Here is a 16,792-nt window from a genome sequence, read left to right as displayed (position 1 = left end):
TCATGTTTTGAATTTTTTCACTATGCGACTTATAGGTAAACATAGTGAAAAGTGTTACCAGCGTTTGCTGTTTTGATACTCAATGTTATCGTCGCCTTTTGCTTTGGCGATTGCACGCTTTGTGTTTTTATTGACCAGCAATCTAATTTGACTAAATGTTTCTTTGGCGAGTATATGTCGCCTCGGAGTTGCATAGCTTTGCTGAGTAACCCGTTTTATCGCTGCCAGCGTATCGGGTGAACGGCTGGATAAAGTAGTGATCATATTTAAGCACTCTTGCAAAGGGTCATCACTAACTTCAGTGACTAAACCAAGTTGATGTGCTTTTTCTGCATCGATTGGGTTTGCATGGCTGGCTAACCAAAGGGCTTGGTCACGTTGTAACAAACTTGGCAAAATAACGTTGGCACCCATGTCTGGGCAAAGTCCCCAGCGGGCTTCCATAATCGCCAATTTAGCATTGCTATGAACTATTCGATAATCAGCGCCTAAGGCTATTTGTAAGCCGCCACCAAAGCAATTACCCTGAATAACAGCAAACACGGGTACACTTAATGACTGCCAGCCTAGCACTACTTTTTGCGCTAAATTACAATTTCCAGGCAACCATTTAAATAGTAATTTGAGAATATTCATTGGGTTTTTCATCACAGAGCTTACATCAAGCCCTGCGCAAAAGTGCTCACCTTCACCTTGGATAATTACAGCGCGAACTGATTTATCTTTCTTAATTTTTTTAATAATTTCGTTGAGCTGTTTAAACATAATGAAACTAAGTGCATTTTGTTTTTGCTCTCTGGCAAGTGTTACAAAAGCGGTGTGCTGTTGTATTTCTAATTTAACCATGTCAACTCCTCTGACCTGTTTGGTTAGCTTACGAGTTAATCAGGATGATGTAAAGTCTGAGATATTTGTTGAAAAATAAAGCGTATTTAGTGCTTAAATTGTTAACCTGACCTACAAAAGGTAACAAAGTGGTGTATATTTTTAACTGAACAAATTGCTACCTTATCGATCTATATTAGCCGACAAACGTGTAAAGCGTTTACCTGTATTTAAAATAATCATAAACCGTAGTTTAGCTTTAAACTACAAGGAGAATAAAGATATGTTGAAACGCTTAATGCCGAGTATGTTGAGCACATATACGCTGTTGGCTATTAAAGGTACTTTAGCAGCTACATTTATAGCGTTGCTAGCTGGTTGCTCTGATGATAATTCCGTTAAACAGGCTGCTCCAGCACCTGCTGTATCTGTGTTTCATGTAATCACACAAGAAGTGGGTAATTATCGTGAATTTGTCGCGCGCACAGAGGCACATCAAGAAGTTAAAATTCGAGCTCGCGTTGAAGGTGAGTTAATCGAACGCCATTTCGATGAGGGGTCATATGTTGATAAAAACCAATTATTATTAAAAATAGATCCATCAGAGTATCAATCGAATGTGGCACAAATTGAGGCTGACTTAAAAAGTAAGCTTGCAGGTGCTAATGGTGCTGAACGTGACTTAAAGCGGGGTAAAGAGGTTGCAGCGCAAGGTTTTATTTCTCAATCGGACTTAGATAAACTCACCACAAACTTTGATCAAGCAACAGCAGCCGTAAAGTCAGCTGAGGCAAGCTTGGAAAAAGCAAAACTTAATTTAAGTTACACTGAAATCAGAGCACCGTTTGCTGGGCGCATTGGCAAGGTAAATTATGATGTGGGCAACGTTGTTGGGCCTGGCTCGAACGAGCTTGCTGAACTGACCGATGTAGATCCTATTTATGTTAATTTTCAAGTAGAAGAAGCTGATTATATTAGCTATCGTCAAAAGCATCAAAACACAAATGATAATCCCAAAAATGTAGCAATAGATTTAGCACTTCGTTTACCGAACAACACTAATTTTGAATCTAAAGGTCAACTCGATTTTGCTGACACAAAGATTGATCGCAGTACGGGGACGGTTGAGTTACGTGCCACATTTGCTAATGAAAAAGCAATTGTTATGCCGGGTTTATTTGTTACTTTAATTGTTGAAAGCAAAGATAAACAGGCTCATTCACTTATACCGCAAGCAGCAGTGCAAGAAAACCAACAAGGCAAGTTTGTATTAGTGGTAGGTGATGATAATAAGGTGGCAACGCGCATAGTAACACTTGGCAGACGTATTAATGCCATGTGGGTTGTTGAGTCTGGCCTTGAAGAAGGTGAAAAAGTCATTGTTGAGGGACTTCAAAAAGTGCGCCAAGGCGTTGAAGTTAAAGCTGTTGAGAAAGAAGTCGATCATACAACAGGCACTATTTCAAATAAATCAAACTCAGCGAGTTAAAGGGAGCGCTCATGATAAGTAAAACGTTTATCGCGCGGCCCAAATTTGCCTTAGTGATATCGATAGTGATCACACTGGCTGGTTTGATTTCTGTTGGTTTATTGCCAGTTAATATGTACCCAGAAATTACGCCACCGCAAGTGCAGATCACCGCCGTTTATCCAGGTGCTAGCGCACAAATAGTTGAAGAGTCAGTTATTAGACCCATTGAAGAGCAGGTTAACGGTGTTGAGGACATGATGTATGTCGAGTCCAGCTCAAGTAATAATGGCACGGCGATTATTACTGTGTACTTTAAAGTTGGCACCGATACTGATATTGCTCAAGTTAATGTGCAAAATAGGGTGGCATTGGCCGAGCCAGGTTTACCTAGTGAGGTGACACGTCAAGGTGTTTCCGTGAAGAAAAAGTCGAGCGCAATGTTGCTTGGTATTAACCTTTATTCTGATAAAGATAATATTGACGCTATATTCCTAAGTAATTACGCCACGAATTATTTAACCGAGCCCTTAGGGCGCATTAATGGTGTTGCATCAGCGGAAGTAATGGGTGAGCAAACTTACTCTATGCGCTTGTGGTTACGCCCAGACAAGATGGCTTCTCTAGGATTAACAGTAACAGAGGTCAAAGCTGCACTACAGGAGCAAAACACCATTGTAGCAGCCGGTAAGCTTGGCGCTGCGCCATCACTGCCAAGTCAGCAATTTGAATATTCAATTCAAGCAAGAGGTCGTTTAAAAACGCCTGAGGAATTTGGTCAAACGATTATACGAGCAAATCAAAACGGTAACTTTGTTCGATTAAATGATATTGCCCGCATTGAGCTTGGTTCTGCCAGTTACGGTACAACGGCAAAGTTGAATCAGCAAGACACCGCTTTTTTAGTTATTTATCAACTATCCGATGCCAATGCTACACAAGTAGCTAAAGATGTTAAGGCAACAATGGCTGAACTGGCTAAACAGTTACCTGATGGCGTTAAGTACTCAATTCCTTATGATACAACAGAGTTTATTAATCGCTCTATTGAAGAAGTGGTTGTGACTTTATTTCAAGCCGTTGGCTTGGTTGTGCTTGTGGTATTTTTGTTTTTACAAAATTGGCGCGCGACATTAATTCCAACAATTGCCATTCCAGTGTCATTAGTGGGTACTTTCGCATTTATGATGGCAATGGGTTACTCAATCAATTTAATTACTTTATTTGGCTTAGTTTTAGCGATTGGTATTGTGGTAGACGATGCCATTATTGTTATTGAAAACGTAGAGCGAATTTTAAAGGAAGAAAAGCTGCCGATTAAAGAAGCAGTTACAAAGGCAATGGGGCAAGTTACAGGGCCTATCATAGCTACTACCTTAGTGTTGCTTGCTGTGTTTGTTCCTGTGGGGTTTATGCCAGGGATAACAGGTGAGCTATATAAGCAGTTCTCAGTGACAATCTCATTTGCGGTCATTATTTCTTCTGTGAATGCACTGACCTTGAGTCCGGCATTATGTACCTTATTGTTGAATGAGAAAGCGATGCAGCCAATAAAATGGCTGGCACCTGTTGAGCATAGCATCACTAAATCGACTTCTGTGTACAGCAAGGTTATTCACTTTATTCTCAAGCGCGTAGGGCGTATGAGTTTGTTTGCTATTGTTATATTTGTTGCCGCTGCATGGCTTGCTAAAAGTGTGCCGACGGGTTTTGTACCAGCAGAAGATCAAGGCTTTGTATTTGTTGATGTTCAGCTACCTGATGCTGCAGCTTCTGGGCGTACAGAAGAGGTGATGAAAAAGATTGGTAATGTTATTAAAAATGAACCCACTGCAACCGATTTTATTGCTGTATCAGGCTTTTCATTAATTGGTGGAGCTGGCTCTAACAACGCACTTGGTATCGTGATTTTAAAAGATTGGGAGGAGAGAACGACACCTGAACTTGGCTTAAAAGCAACGATAGGTCGTTTGACGGGGCAATTATGGGCGATGCCAGATGCGCAAATAATGGTGTTTAATCCGCCACCAATCCCAGGTCTTGGCAGTAGCTCAGGTTTCGAATTCCGTCTACAAGACAGTGAAGGGCGTGATCCTAACGAATTAGCACAAGTGCTTAATGGGCTAATTTATGAGGCTAATCAGGACCCTAGCTTATCAAATGTATACAGTACGTTCCGTGCAAATGTACCGCAATATTTCTTAGAGGTTGATAGAAATAAAGCGAAAGCACAGGGCGTTGCATTGAGTGATATATTTATTACCTTACAAGCTCAGTTAGGGTCACTGTATATTAATGATTTTAATCAGTTTAGCCGTACTTACAAAGTAATCATGCAAGCTGAAAGTGAGTTTAGGAAAAACCCCAGTGACCTACAACATTACTTCGTTCGCAACGACCAAGGGGATATGGTTCCGCTTACTACATTGGCTAAATTAGAGCCTATCCTTGGCCCTACTACATTGAACCATTTTAACTTGTATCGTAGTGCAAGCATTAGTGGCCAAGCAGCTGCCGGTTTTTCAAGCGGTGATGCAATCGCCGCAATGCAAGAGCTTGCAGGTCAGTTGCCAAATGGTTATACGTTCGAATGGGCTGGTCAATCAAAGCAAGAGATTGAAGCGGGGAATATGGCGCCTATTTTATTTGGTTTAGCTGTTATTTTTGTGTATTTGTTTCTCGTGGCACAGTATGAAAGTTGGACTATTCCATTTTCAGTTATCGCTGCTATACCGTTGGCTATGTTTGGTGCAATGCTTGCGTTATATGTACTGGGGATGGAAAACAATATTTATGCTCAAGTTGGCTTAGTGCTCTTAATTGGTATGTCGACCAAGACAGCCATTTTAATTGTTGAGTTTGCGATGGAAGAGCGCCTTGCTGGCAAGAGTATTTTTGAGGCTGCGCTGAGTGCGGCAACAATGCGATTTAGAGCGGTATTGATGACGGCATTTTCATTTGTATTAGGTGTATTGCCACTGGTTTTCGCAACGGGTGCTGGTGCAGGTAGTCGGGTATCGTTGGGTATTACTGTTTTAGCAGGTATGTTAGCCGCCACGATATTTGGTACATTATTAGTCCCGCTGTTTTATAGTTTGGTGCAAACCATGCGAGAGAAAGTCAAAGGTACTGCTAATACTTAAAACTGACGCAGAAGCCATTTAAAAAAGTCAGGGAAACCTGGCTTTTTTTTGGCAAAAATTTGTTTAGGTTTGATACTATAAGACAATTGATAATGTTGAAGGGTCCACTGTAATGACTGGTCCACGTTTATACAGCGAAGAAGAAGTAACACATCAAGCATATGATATCTTTTTAGAGTTAGCGCCTGATAACTTAAGCGAACAAGATATTGAAGATTTTAATATGCATCGTGAAGAGCTTGGCTTTATTGAAGAAGGTGAGCCTGATGAACAATGGCAAGATTTTGTTGCGCTTGAGATTGAACCTGAGCACTTTTTACAAGTATTAGTAGGGCTTGAGTTTGAGAACCAAGATATTTTATTTGCCAAGATTTTAATTAGTCGTGATAAAGATGCCCCATTTTGCCATATTCTATGGAAGGACAGCGAATAATCAAATGATCAATTTAGTACACCAAACAATTAATTTTCTTAGCGTATTTGTGGGTAAATAGTGAATCGTTTTATATTTTTACTCATCGTATTCGTCAGCTTAAAAAGCTGGGCAGTCGATCCTTTTGAAGACTTCCATGAGTACGGACAGCTATCAGAAGAGGAAATACATAAAATTCATCAAGGTGAATTACTTTATGGTGATACTGAATTTGGTTTTATTGTCAGCAGCGGTAATACTAATTCGACCAGCTTTAAACTTAAAGGCAACTTATATCAAGACCTCGAAAATTGGCGCAATCAATTTAAAATAGACACGCTTTATAAGCGTGACGAAAATGAGACAACAGGTGAGAATGAAGTTTCAGCTAATCGTATTTTTATATCCGCTCAGGGAAACTACAAGGTAGGTGTTAAAAATGCATCATTCTTTATTTATGGCGATTATGAAAACGATGAGTTTAGTGGCCTTGCATTTAAAAGCACATTAGCAACAGGTTACGGTAATCGTTTATATGAGGGTGAAAAAAACCAAATTGATTTTGATATCGGTCCGGGCTTATATCGCTCAGTTGCTGATAGCGATATTGAGCTTGAAGAGGGGGAAGATGCTACGAAAACAGGTTACCTTTTACGTCTTGCCCTTCAGTGGGAGCGCAATGTATCAAAGCGAACACGCTTTAATCAGGATGTAAGTATTGAGCAGTCTTTATCTGGGCTCAATTCACGTTTAAAATCAGAAACATCATTGATCAGTCAGGTTATGGGTGACATGTCTTTAAAGTTTACTTACTTATATCGCTATAACTCAAAACCTGAAGACGATAAACTCAAATACGATTCAGAACTTAGCGCGACTTTGGTTTATAGTTTTTAACCCCTATTGAGATTTTTATGTATAAAAATAAGCAGTATGCATTATTTATTTTTGTGGTCCTTGCTTGGATTGGCAGCTTTGTTGGACTCGCTTGGTATTTAATTGGCGCAGATATGCCTTTAATGGTGTTTGCTGGCATATTAATACTGGTTGGCTTTGTATTCCATGGCCTAACCATTAAAGTAGATAACACATCGATTAGCTGGGGTTTTGGTCCTGGTCTATTTGGAGATACTTTATTGTTGCAGGATATTGTTGAAGCGAAAGCTGTAGAAAATTCATTTCGCCATGGTATAGGCTTGCGAATAACTCATGACGGTTGGATTTATACTGTTTCAGGGTTTAGTGCGGTGCAACTGACTATGAAAGATGGCAGTCAGTATCGGTTAGGTACTAATGATCAAGCGGGGCTTCTTGCTGCATTAGATGGTAAGATTAGTCCAAGTGAGGCTGTTGAGGCCGCTTAGCTTGGTAAATAAAAAAAGCGCCGAGGCGCTTTCTTTTATGCACTTTCTATATCTAATTAGTGCTCGTGGCCACAGCCATCTTCACCATGTACGTGGCCGTGAGCAAGCTCATCAGCACTAGCATCACGTACCTCAAGAACTTCTACATCAAATTTCAACGTAACACCAGCAAGCGGGTTGTTGCCATCAACAATCACTTCATCTTCTTGGATATCGATGATCATAACTGATTGATCACCGTCATCAGTTGTTGCTCTAAACTGCATGCCAACTTCGATTTCCATGCCTTCAAACATAGACTTAGGCACAGCTTGCATTAATTCATCATGGCGCTCACCATAGCCATTTTCAGGTTCCACAGTTACGCTTAATGTATCACCAGCCTGCTTGCCTTGCAGCGCATCTTCTAGACCTGGAATTAAATAACCAGTTCCAATGATAAACACGAGTGGCTCGCCATCAAAAGAATTATCGATAGAGTTATTGTCATTATCCGTTACAGAGTAATGCATTTTAACCACTTTATTTTCTGCAATGATCATAGTCATTCCTATTTATTCGTCTTCAAGAGAGTAAGGCAGGGCTTGAATGCTCAGCCCTACTTGCGGGGCATGTTTTACACGAAGTGATTGACTAGGTTCACTGTCGTTTGGCAACACAACAAGGCCATAAAAAGTATGTGATTCTTTATTGTATGCTTGCGCTATGATTTTTCCAGCTCGGCGCCAGTTTTCGCCGACTTGGGTTTCTACATCTAATTCTTCAAATGTGCCATCGCTTTTACCTGATACGATAAACATAGCGCGTTTATTTTTGCCTAAATACTTCATGCGAGCGACAGTTTCTTGACCTGTGTAGCAGCCTTTACGAAAGCTGATACCGCCAATAGCTTGTAAATTAACCATTTGTGGTACATATTCACCAATAGCTTCACTGTTTAGCTGCGGCTCGCCAGCTAAGATTGAGTGCTGTTGCCATAATGCATCATCCTCTAAACGGGTAACCGTCTCAGGTAATTTATAGTCATCATTGAGTATGAGTAACAAGCGGTTATTTGCTAGCTTGAGAGCTTTTCCTCCATCAAAGTCACACGCAGTGATTTGCTCAGAAAACGCCAGGCCTAATTGCTCCTCTACTGAGCTTAAATCTTCGGCTATTAAACCGATCAGTTGCTGTGAAGATAACTCAATATCTACCTTTGAAAATACAGCGTACTTCTTAAGTTCACCTAAAGACTGTTCAATTTCTGGTTCAGAGGCAACAAGAAAATAACTATCTTTAAATGCAAATAATTTCGCGACACTCCACAGTTTGCCTTTTGCATTACAGTGGCCGGCCCACAAGAAGTTATCTTGCTTAAGTGTATTTATATCTTGAGTGATTTGGCCATGAAGATAGGCGAGTTTATCAACACCACTTATACTGATCAGCTTATGTGATAAAGGACATGCATATACAGTTGACATAAAAACCTTCTTTGCGAGAAATTGAGGTGCTTATAATAACGTAGATGATGCTATGGGTATAGATGAAACCAAATGATAAGTTAGTACATTGGAAATATTTAGTTCGTGTTATTTAAAGCTGTTTATTCAGAGGCAATTTGGTAAACTCAATAACAACTAAGTACGAGGTAAAAAATGACTGAAATTCATAGTAAAGCACGTATTCGCTGGGCTTGTCGTCGCGGAATGTTAGAGCTTGATGTATTGTTTATGCCATTTGTTGAAGAAGCGTTTGATTCATTGTCAGCACAGCAACAAGCAGTGTTTCAACGTTTGTTAGAAGCGGATGACCCCGACTTATTTGCTTGGTTTATGGGCCATCAACAGTGCAAAGACGCTGAACTAAACGAGATGGTGCAACTTATTTTAAATCGAGTTCGTGTATAGATTTTGCATTACAAATAATAAAGCAGATCATAAACCGTTTGTGGTCTGTTTTGGCTTATTTGCGTTTTGTTTCTGTGCCTTTTTAACGACACTGTTTGCTCAAGCTTTGACTTTATTATTGAGTCTGCTAATTGGATTATCTTGTTGGCGATGGTACAAACATCAACATCCTATAAAAGGTACGTTGATCATTGATTCTCCACACTGCCACTTTGTGAATCCTGAAAAAGAAATTACGGGTAAAATAGGCCGCAAAAGTCGAGCTTATCAGCATTGTGTGTGGTTGAATATTATTGGGCTAAGCCGCACCCATTGGCTAATTATTAATGCTAATGGATGCGATGAGCAAAGTTTTATTCGCCTTAAGCGCGCTGTACTGGCTAGTTCAGCTGATGTGTTGGCGTCAAAATAGTGGGCGTTGGGTTGTTATTTTTATCTGGATAATCAATGGTGTAGTGGAGGCCGCGGCTTTCTTTTCGTTGCATTGCACTGCGAATAATGAGTTCTGCAACTTGCACTAAATTACGCAGTTCCAGTAAGTTGTTTGAGACTCTGAAGTTTGCATAATACTCAAGGATTTCTTGTTGTAATAATTCAACACGATGAAGAGCACGCTCTAAACGTTTTGTTGATCGAACAATACCAACATAATCCCACATAAAAAGTCGTAACTCATGCCAGTTATGTGTAATTACAACCTCTTCATCCGAGTTAGAGACTCTGCTTTCATCCCATACTGGTAGTGTTTGTTGTTCAGGACTTTGATTAATTTTTGCCAGTATATCTTTGGCTGCTGCATGGGCAAAAACAATACATTCAAGCAGTGAGTTACTTGCCATGCGGTTGGCACCATGCAAACCCGTATAAGCGACTTCGCCAATAGCGTATAAATTGTCGAGATCTGTTTTGCCATTAAAGTCAGTCATCACCCCACCGCATGTGTAATGCGCTGCAGGTACAACTGGGATTGGCTCTTTAGTAATATCTAAACCAACACTTAAGCATTTAGCATAGATAGTGGGGAAGTGCTCAATGATAAAGTCTTTCTCTTTATGGCTAATGTCTAAATAGACACAGTTAGCACCTAAGCGTTTCATCTCAAAATCTATTGCTCGGGCAACAATATCTCGTGGCGCTAACTCTTCTCTTTCATCAAAATCTTTCATAAAGCGGGTACCGTCGGGGCGCTTCAAATAAGCTCCTTCTCCACGCATCGCTTCAGTGATTAAGAAATTTTGTAGTTCTGGATGATATAGGCTGGTTGGGTGAAATTGGTTAAATTCCATATTTGCTACACGGCATCCAGCGCGCCAAGCCATCGCAATACCATCGCCACTTGATACATCTGGGTTTGACGTATAAAGATATACCTTACTTGCACCACCAGTTGCTAAAGCAACAAATTTTGCTGCAACGGTTTCTACACGTTTTGCTTGGCGGTTCCACATATAAATGCCGTGGATATGTTGGCCTTGTCGGCCTAACTTTTTATCACCAATTAAATCTATAGCATTGTATTGTTCTAAAATAGTTATATTTGGGTGAGCTTGGACTTGGCTAATGAGAGTTGTTTGTACAGCACGGCCTGTAGCATCTGCGGCATGTAAAATACGTCGATGGCTATGTCCACCCTCACGAGTTAAGTGGAAACGTTCTTTGCCTTGACTGTCGAACTCCATATCAAATGGAACACCTTGTTCGATTAACCATTGTAGGCAATCTTGCGCATTACTTGCTGTGTAATGCACTACTTCGCGGTCACACAAGCCACCACCTGCATCTAGTGTATCTTGAACATGTGATTCAATACTGTCATTTTTTTTATCAAAAACAGCGGCAATACCTCCTTGAGCATAAAGGGTTGAACCTTCCTTTAACTCACCCTTACTTATAACGATAACGTTGCAGTGATTAGCTAGCGATAAAGCTAATGAAAGTCCAGCCGCGCCGCTTCCAATAATAGCAACATCTGTGGTGTGGTGTTTATTTTGGTTCATGTCCGTGGTCTTTGCGGTTACAATGCCCGAGATACTAATTTATGAAATTGGTACGAGCAATCAATATTATTGTATATGCGTATATGTATCATATTTTGGGGCGACACAATTAGTCATTTTAAGCCCTCATCTACATATTTATGAGCTATTTTATAAAAAAATAATATTAAATGAACTTTTTATTCACCCCTCAGTCAGAGTATTTGTGAACAATGGCTAAGATATGAATAACAAGTAATAATTAGATATAGGAGTACCGGCTCGAATGAGCGAGCAGGATTTGGATTTAGCGCTGGTAAAAAGAGTTCAGCAAGGCGATAAGAATGCCTTCAACTTATTAGTAAAGAAGTATCAGAATAAAATAGCCGGATTGATATCGCGTTATGTATCTAATCATGGTGATATTGCTGATGTTGCACAAGAAGCGTTTATTAAAGCTTATCGTGCACTTCCTAACTTTCGTGGAGACAGTGCTTTTTATACTTGGTTATACCGTATCGCAGTTAATTGTGCTAAAAATTACTTAGTGGCTCAAGGCCGCAAACCGCCAGCAAATGATGTTGATGCTGAGGATGCAGAATTTTATGAAGGTGCTGATGCACTGCGTTCAAATGCATCTCCAGAAAATTTGTTACTCAGTGACGAAGTCCGCGCTGTAATTTTTAACACAATTGATAGTTTGCCTGAAGATCTTAAAACCGCGATCACCTTACGAGAAATCGAAGGGATGAGCTATGAAGAAATAGCCGTGGTTATGGATTGCCCTGTTGGTACAGTGCGTTCGCGCATATTTCGTGCCCGAGAAGCAATTGATAACAAAATAAACCCATTAATAGGCGAGTCTTAAATATGACAAAAGCACACGTTAACAAGTTGGATGATCAAAACTTATCCGCGTTACTTGACGGCGAAGAGTTTTTAACCGATCAGGAAATTGCTGCTAAAGAGTCTGCAACATTAGGCCGTTATGCTTTGATTGGCGATGTGATGCGTGCTGAGTCTGAAAATGACTTTGTTTTAGATATTAGCGATAGCGTTGCCAAAGCACTTGAAAGCGAACCTGTATACGCTGATTTCAGTCAAAAACAAGACACTGAGAGTCCAGCTGTGGCTAGTGATAATGTGGTTGCCTTCAACTGGCGTAAGCCGCTTGCACAATTAGCAATTGCAGCCAGTGTTGCCATGTTTGCTATTGTTGGGGTGCAAACATTACCACAAGATGATAACTCACCCATGAATGAAATTCCTATGCTACAGAGCACACCACTTACAGGTGTTGCATCGCCAGTAAGTTACTCGTCAGAGCCTGCGCTTGAAAATGCAGAAAAAGGGTTTCGTGAGTTACAGCAACAGCGTATCGGAGCGCTTGTATTAGAACATCAACGCCAAGCACGCGTTGCATATTCTCTTGAAAAAGCTCAGACTAAGGCGCAAGCCGAAGAGGAAAAAAAATAAGTAAATGAAATTCATTACCCTTATTTTGTCACTGGCATTAATGGCTCCTGCCTATTCTAGTGATGAAAAATCAGCAAAAGAGCTTTTGCTCAACATGGCTGAAGCCGTTCATAACCGCAACTTTGATGCATCGTTTGTTGTTGTTAAAGGCAAATCTATGGAGCCCTATCGCTGGCTCCATGCAAAACAAGGTGAAACCGAATTAGAGCACTTAAGTTTACTTAATGGCGCCGGCCTTGAAATAATTAGAATCGATAATCAAGTGACCTACTTCGAGCCTCAATCAGCTCCTTATTCTATTGCCACAGATTCAATCGCAGGCCCAATACCTGAAGTTCTTTTTAAAAACATAGAGCGTTTAAATCAAGAATATGACTTTGTATTAGGTGGGAAGGGACGTATTGCAGGTCGGCCTGCACAACTTGTGCGTATTGAGTCAAAAGATGAGTATAAATTTAACTATTGGCTATGGATTGACGCAGAGTCATCGCTGATTTTAAAATCAGCCTATGTAAATCACAATGGTGACATGCTAGAGCAACTACAATTAACACATATAAGTGTGACAGAAGAACCCGCTCCTTTGTTACTTGAAATGCTTAATAAAGAGTTTCCTACACCTCTGCCTAGTGATGCAATAGCAAAAAACACTGATAATTTAGCAAGTAACAATTGGCAAATAGGCTGGTTGCCAGATGGTTTTAGTTTATTGAAATCAGATAGGCATAAGCTAGACTTGAATAATGAGCTAACTGATTACTATCTTTATTCTGATGGTTTTGTAGAAGTATCTGTATTTGTTCAGCGTCCATTACCCGGACGTAGACCAAGTGGTGCGTTATCATCAGGTGCTACAACTATTTATGTTCACAATGCTGGCAGTTTTGATGTGTCGGTGGTGGGTAATATCCCAGCGGCAACCGCTAAAACTATCGCAGAATCTGTGGCAAGGCCTCTATAATTCAACATGATTGAACAAACCCTTACAGTGGTGTCTATTAAAGGCACCATTGCTAATTTAGAAGCTCAACAAAAAAAAGCATGTGAAGGATGCAATGGTCGGTGTGGCTCACAAGTGTTTGGCAAGCTTTTTGGCACGGCTAAAAAAACATTCCCATATCAGTTTGAAACGCCCGTTGAGGTCGGTCAAAAAGTTACCTTAGCATTAGACGATAGCCATATGGTCAAACATGCTTTTGCTGTTTACATGCTACCTTTATTTTTGAGCCTTATATTTGCACTTGTTGCTAGTGAAATATTTGATGCTGCCGAGTGGATACAGATTTTAGCCGCTGTTGTAGGTGGTTTTACAGGCTTTGGAATAGCTAAAAGTCGTGTTAAAAGTCTTACGCACGATATAAAAGTAATAAAAATTCACCCAATTAGCCTTCCTTTAACTCAAATAGATGGTGATTGAAGCCAATTAAATGTAAAATTGCGCTTTTATACACTTATTCCATTAAAATAGAAGTTTAGAATCCAGTTTATGAAGCATATCCGTAACTTTTCGATCATCGCCCATATTGACCACGGTAAATCGACCCTTTCTGATCGTTTAATCCAAGTTTGTGGCGGTTTAACCGACCGTGAAATGCAAAAGCAAGTATTGGATTCGATGGACATTGAGCGTGAGCGTGGTATTACCATTAAAGCGCAAAGTGTAACGCTAAATTATACAGCCAATGATGGCGAAACATACCAATTAAACTTTATCGATACCCCAGGACACGTTGACTTTACTTATGAAGTATCACGCTCATTAGCAGCATGTGAAGGTGCTTTGTTAGTTGTTGATGCTGGTCAAGGTGTAGAAGCGCAAACACTGGCGAACTGTTACACCGCAATTGAAATGGATTTAGAAGTAATTCCAGTTTTAAATAAAATCGACTTACCGCAAGCTGATCCGTTACGTGTCGCTGAGGAAATCGAAGATATTATCGGTATTGACGCCTTAGATGCAGTGCAATGTAGTGCTAAAACCGGCGTAGGTATTGCCGAAGTATTAGAAATGATCGTGAAAGATGTTCCGCCACCGGTTGGCGATAAGGATGCACCTTTACAAGCACTGATCATCGATTCATGGTTTGACCCATATCAAGGCGTTGTATCACTTGTTCGTATCAAGCATGGTGAGCTGCGCGCTGGCGACAAAATAAAAATCATGTCGAATGAGCAAGTTCATATTGCTGATCACGTGGGTATATTTACGCCAAAACAAACCAATACTGGCGTTTTAAGAACCGGCGAAGTTGGCTTTGTAATTGCGGGTATTAAAGAGATTCATGGTGCGCCAGTAGGTGACACAATTACGCATCAAAAAAACGCGGCACCTCAGCGTTTACCTGGTTTTCAAAAAATAAAACCTCAGGTTTATGCGGGGATGTTCCCAATTGCATCTGATGAGTATGAATCTTTCCGTGATGCACTTAACAAATTAAGTCTAAATGACGCTTCGTTATTCTTTGAACCAGAAAACTCAACTGCACTTGGCTTTGGTTTTCGCTGTGGCTTCTTAGGGATGCTACACATGGAAATCATTCAAGAGCGCTTAGAGCGTGAATACGACATTGATTTGATCACCACTGCACCAACGGTAATTTATGAAGTAGTGACTAAAGAAGGCACTACGCAAATAGATAATCCATCAGATTTACCGCCAGTGAATGATATCTTAGAGATACGTGAGCCTGTAGTTGAAGCCAATATACTTGTACCACAAGAATATTTAGGTAGTGTTATTACTTTGTGTGTCGACAAGCGTGGCATGCAAACTAAAATGAGCTATCACGGTAAACAAGTTGCAGTTACGTATGAATTACCAATGGCTGAAGTGGTGATGGACTTTTTCGATAAGTTAAAATCTACCAGTCGCGGTTTCGCATCTCTTGATTATAACTTTAAGCATTTCCAAGTTTCAGACATGGTTCGCGTTGACATTTTAATCAACGGTGACAGAGTTGATGCACTTGCTATTATTGTTCACAGAGAAAGTGCACAATCACGCGGCCGCCAATTAGCTGATGCTTTGAAAGAGCTTATTCCTCGTCAGATGTTTGATATTGCAATTCAGGCTGCAATTGGTCAGCATGTTATTGCCCGAACAACGGTTAAGCAATTACGTAAAAATGTAATCGCGAAATGTTACGGTGGTGATGTAAGCCGTAAGAAGAAACTTCTTCAGAAACAAAAAGACGGTAAAAAGCGAATGAAGCAGCTAGGTAATGTTGAAGTACCGCAAGATGCTTTCTTAGCTATTCTTAAAGTTGGTAAATAAGTTTCGTAGATAAAGGGATTAATGCATGGCTGGTTACTTTTCAATATTTTTAGTGCTTTTAACTTTAGGTTCAGGCTTAATTTGGTTAATTGACCACTTTATTTTTGCACCAAAAAGACAAGTGCGTATCGCCTTAGCGAGTAACTCTGCGGGTGGGGAATTAGATGAAGAAACTGTTGCATTAATCGCTCCAGAACCGGCAATAATCGAAACGGCAAAATCAATCTTCCCGATGATTGCAGCAATCACGATATTTAGATCGTTTTTGTTTGAACCGTTTCAAATTCCATCGGGTTCAATGATGCCAACATTGCTTGTTGGCGATTTTATTCTAGTGCAAAAGTATTCATACGGGGTAAAAGATCCTGTTTGGCGTACTCAACTAGTTGATGTTAGTGAGCCTGAGCGTGGTGATATCGTGGTATTTAAATACCCCCTCGATGAACGGGTTGATTACATTAAACGCGCCATCGGTTTGCCGGGTGATAAAATTGTATATCGAAATAAACGTTTATACATTCAGCCTAATTGTGAACAAGGACAAGCACAAAAAGGTGATTTAATGTGTAATGAGTTTAATAAAATCGATATGGAAATCATCAACCGCGATGAGTTTAAGCAAGGCTCTATGGATTTAGTGCGTATAAATGAAAATTTAACCACATTAGAGCATGATATTTTAATAAACCCAGAAGCGCTTGAAATGAAAGGGCGTTACTATCAACAACCGGGTACACGTTCAGATGAATGGGTAGTACCGGCAGATCATTATTTTATGATGGGTGATAATCGCGACAATAGCCAAGATAGTCGTGTATGGGGCTTTGTACCAAAAGAAAACTTGGTGGGTAAAGCTGTCTTTATATGGATGAGTTTTGAATTTGATAATGGCCCAGATGACATTTTACCAGGCTGGGTTCCAACTGGAGTTCGTTTTGAACGCCTAGGTAACATTCAGTAAC

16 protein-coding genes are annotated in these 16,792 nt (G+C 40.2%); 12 read left to right on the top strand and 4 right to left on the bottom strand.

Features of this window, described 5'->3' with window-relative positions:
• Positions 1–54 precede the first annotated feature (54 nt).
• The gene (locus ACHUE3_RS16990) at positions 55–846 is read right to left on the bottom strand and encodes a crotonase/enoyl-CoA hydratase family protein (protein WP_394193527.1); all 792 of its coding nucleotides are present in this window, start codon (positions 844–846) and stop codon (positions 55–57) included.
• A 262-nt stretch (positions 847–1,108) separates the two neighbouring features.
• Here ACHUE3_RS16990 and ACHUE3_RS16985 point away from each other — a divergent pair, with 262 nt between their 5' ends.
• The 5 genes from ACHUE3_RS16985 to ACHUE3_RS16965 all read left to right on the top strand — a co-directional run bounded on the left by ACHUE3_RS16985 (position 1,109) and on the right by ACHUE3_RS16965 (position 7,212).
• Positions 1,109–2,314, top strand: coding sequence for an efflux RND transporter periplasmic adaptor subunit (locus ACHUE3_RS16985; protein ID WP_394193526.1), 1,206 nt, complete (start codon positions 1,109–1,111; stop codon positions 2,312–2,314).
• Positions 2,315–2,325: 11 nt separating this feature from the next.
• On the top strand, positions 2,326–5,436 hold the full coding sequence (locus tag ACHUE3_RS16980) for an efflux RND transporter permease subunit (RefSeq protein ID WP_394193525.1): 3,111 nt from the start codon (positions 2,326–2,328) through the stop codon (positions 5,434–5,436).
• Between the two features lie 112 nt (positions 5,437–5,548).
• Positions 5,549–5,869, top strand: coding sequence for an HI1450 family dsDNA-mimic protein (locus tag ACHUE3_RS16975; RefSeq protein ID WP_099296589.1), 321 nt, complete (start codon positions 5,549–5,551; stop codon positions 5,867–5,869).
• 60 nt (positions 5,870–5,929) lie between these two features.
• Positions 5,930–6,745: a DUF481 domain-containing protein gene (locus tag ACHUE3_RS16970; protein WP_394193524.1), complete on the top strand. Its 816-nt coding sequence runs from the start codon at positions 5,930–5,932 to the stop codon at positions 6,743–6,745.
• Positions 6,746–6,762: 17 nt separating this feature from the next.
• On the top strand, positions 6,763–7,212 hold the full coding sequence (locus ACHUE3_RS16965; protein WP_394193523.1) for a hypothetical protein: 450 nt from the start codon (positions 6,763–6,765) through the stop codon (positions 7,210–7,212).
• A gap of 56 nt (positions 7,213–7,268) precedes the next feature.
• Here the strand turns inward: ACHUE3_RS16965 and ACHUE3_RS16960 are convergent, their stop codons facing one another.
• Positions 7,269–7,754: an FKBP-type peptidyl-prolyl cis-trans isomerase gene (locus ACHUE3_RS16960; RefSeq protein ID WP_394193522.1), complete on the bottom strand. Its 486-nt coding sequence runs from the start codon at positions 7,752–7,754 to the stop codon at positions 7,269–7,271.
• Positions 7,755–7,766: 12 nt separating this feature from the next.
• Complete coding sequence (ygfZ, locus tag ACHUE3_RS16955) at positions 7,767–8,678, bottom strand: CAF17-like 4Fe-4S cluster assembly/insertion protein YgfZ (RefSeq protein ID WP_394193521.1); 912 nt, start codon at positions 8,676–8,678, stop codon at positions 7,767–7,769.
• A gap of 174 nt (positions 8,679–8,852) precedes the next feature.
• Between ygfZ and ACHUE3_RS16950 the strand changes: the two genes are divergently transcribed.
• Positions 8,853–9,104, top strand: a complete 252-nt coding sequence (locus ACHUE3_RS16950) for an FAD assembly factor SdhE (RefSeq protein WP_394193520.1) — start codon at positions 8,853–8,855, stop codon at positions 9,102–9,104.
• 380 nt (positions 9,105–9,484) lie between these two features.
• Here ACHUE3_RS16950 and nadB read toward each other — a convergent pair whose 3' ends face one another.
• On the bottom strand, positions 9,485–11,101 hold the full coding sequence (gene nadB, locus ACHUE3_RS16945) for an L-aspartate oxidase (RefSeq protein ID WP_394193519.1): 1,617 nt from the start codon (positions 11,099–11,101) through the stop codon (positions 9,485–9,487).
• A gap of 265 nt (positions 11,102–11,366) precedes the next feature.
• Between nadB and rpoE the strand changes: the two genes are divergently transcribed.
• The 6 genes from rpoE to lepB all read left to right on the top strand — a co-directional run bounded on the left by rpoE (position 11,367) and on the right by lepB (position 16,791).
• Entirely contained in the window at positions 11,367–11,948 is a 582-nt protein-coding gene (gene rpoE, locus ACHUE3_RS16940) for an RNA polymerase sigma factor RpoE (protein WP_058560042.1), read from the top strand.
• 2 nt (positions 11,949–11,950) lie between these two features.
• Entirely contained in the window at positions 11,951–12,556 is a 606-nt protein-coding gene (locus ACHUE3_RS16935) for a sigma-E factor negative regulatory protein (protein WP_394193518.1), read from the top strand.
• A 4-nt stretch (positions 12,557–12,560) separates the two neighbouring features.
• Positions 12,561–13,517, top strand: a complete 957-nt coding sequence (locus ACHUE3_RS16930; protein ID WP_394193517.1) for a MucB/RseB C-terminal domain-containing protein — start codon at positions 12,561–12,563, stop codon at positions 13,515–13,517.
• 6 nt (positions 13,518–13,523) lie between these two features.
• Positions 13,524–13,973 (top strand): SoxR reducing system RseC family protein, encoded by a 450-nt coding sequence (locus ACHUE3_RS16925; RefSeq protein ID WP_394193516.1) that lies wholly within the window; start codon positions 13,524–13,526, stop codon positions 13,971–13,973.
• A 69-nt stretch (positions 13,974–14,042) separates the two neighbouring features.
• On the top strand, positions 14,043–15,830 hold the full coding sequence (gene lepA, locus ACHUE3_RS16920; protein ID WP_394193515.1) for a translation elongation factor 4: 1,788 nt from the start codon (positions 14,043–14,045) through the stop codon (positions 15,828–15,830).
• A 25-nt stretch (positions 15,831–15,855) separates the two neighbouring features.
• Positions 15,856–16,791 (top strand): signal peptidase I, encoded by a 936-nt coding sequence (gene lepB, locus ACHUE3_RS16915; RefSeq protein WP_394193514.1) that lies wholly within the window; start codon positions 15,856–15,858, stop codon positions 16,789–16,791.
• Position 16,792: the final 1 nt, after the last annotated feature.

The organism is Pseudoalteromonas atlantica, from assembly GCF_043641955.1.
Classification (GTDB): domain Bacteria; phylum Pseudomonadota; class Gammaproteobacteria; order Enterobacterales; family Alteromonadaceae; genus Pseudoalteromonas; species Pseudoalteromonas atlantica_A.
This window is presented reverse-complemented; position numbering and strand designations above follow the sequence as displayed.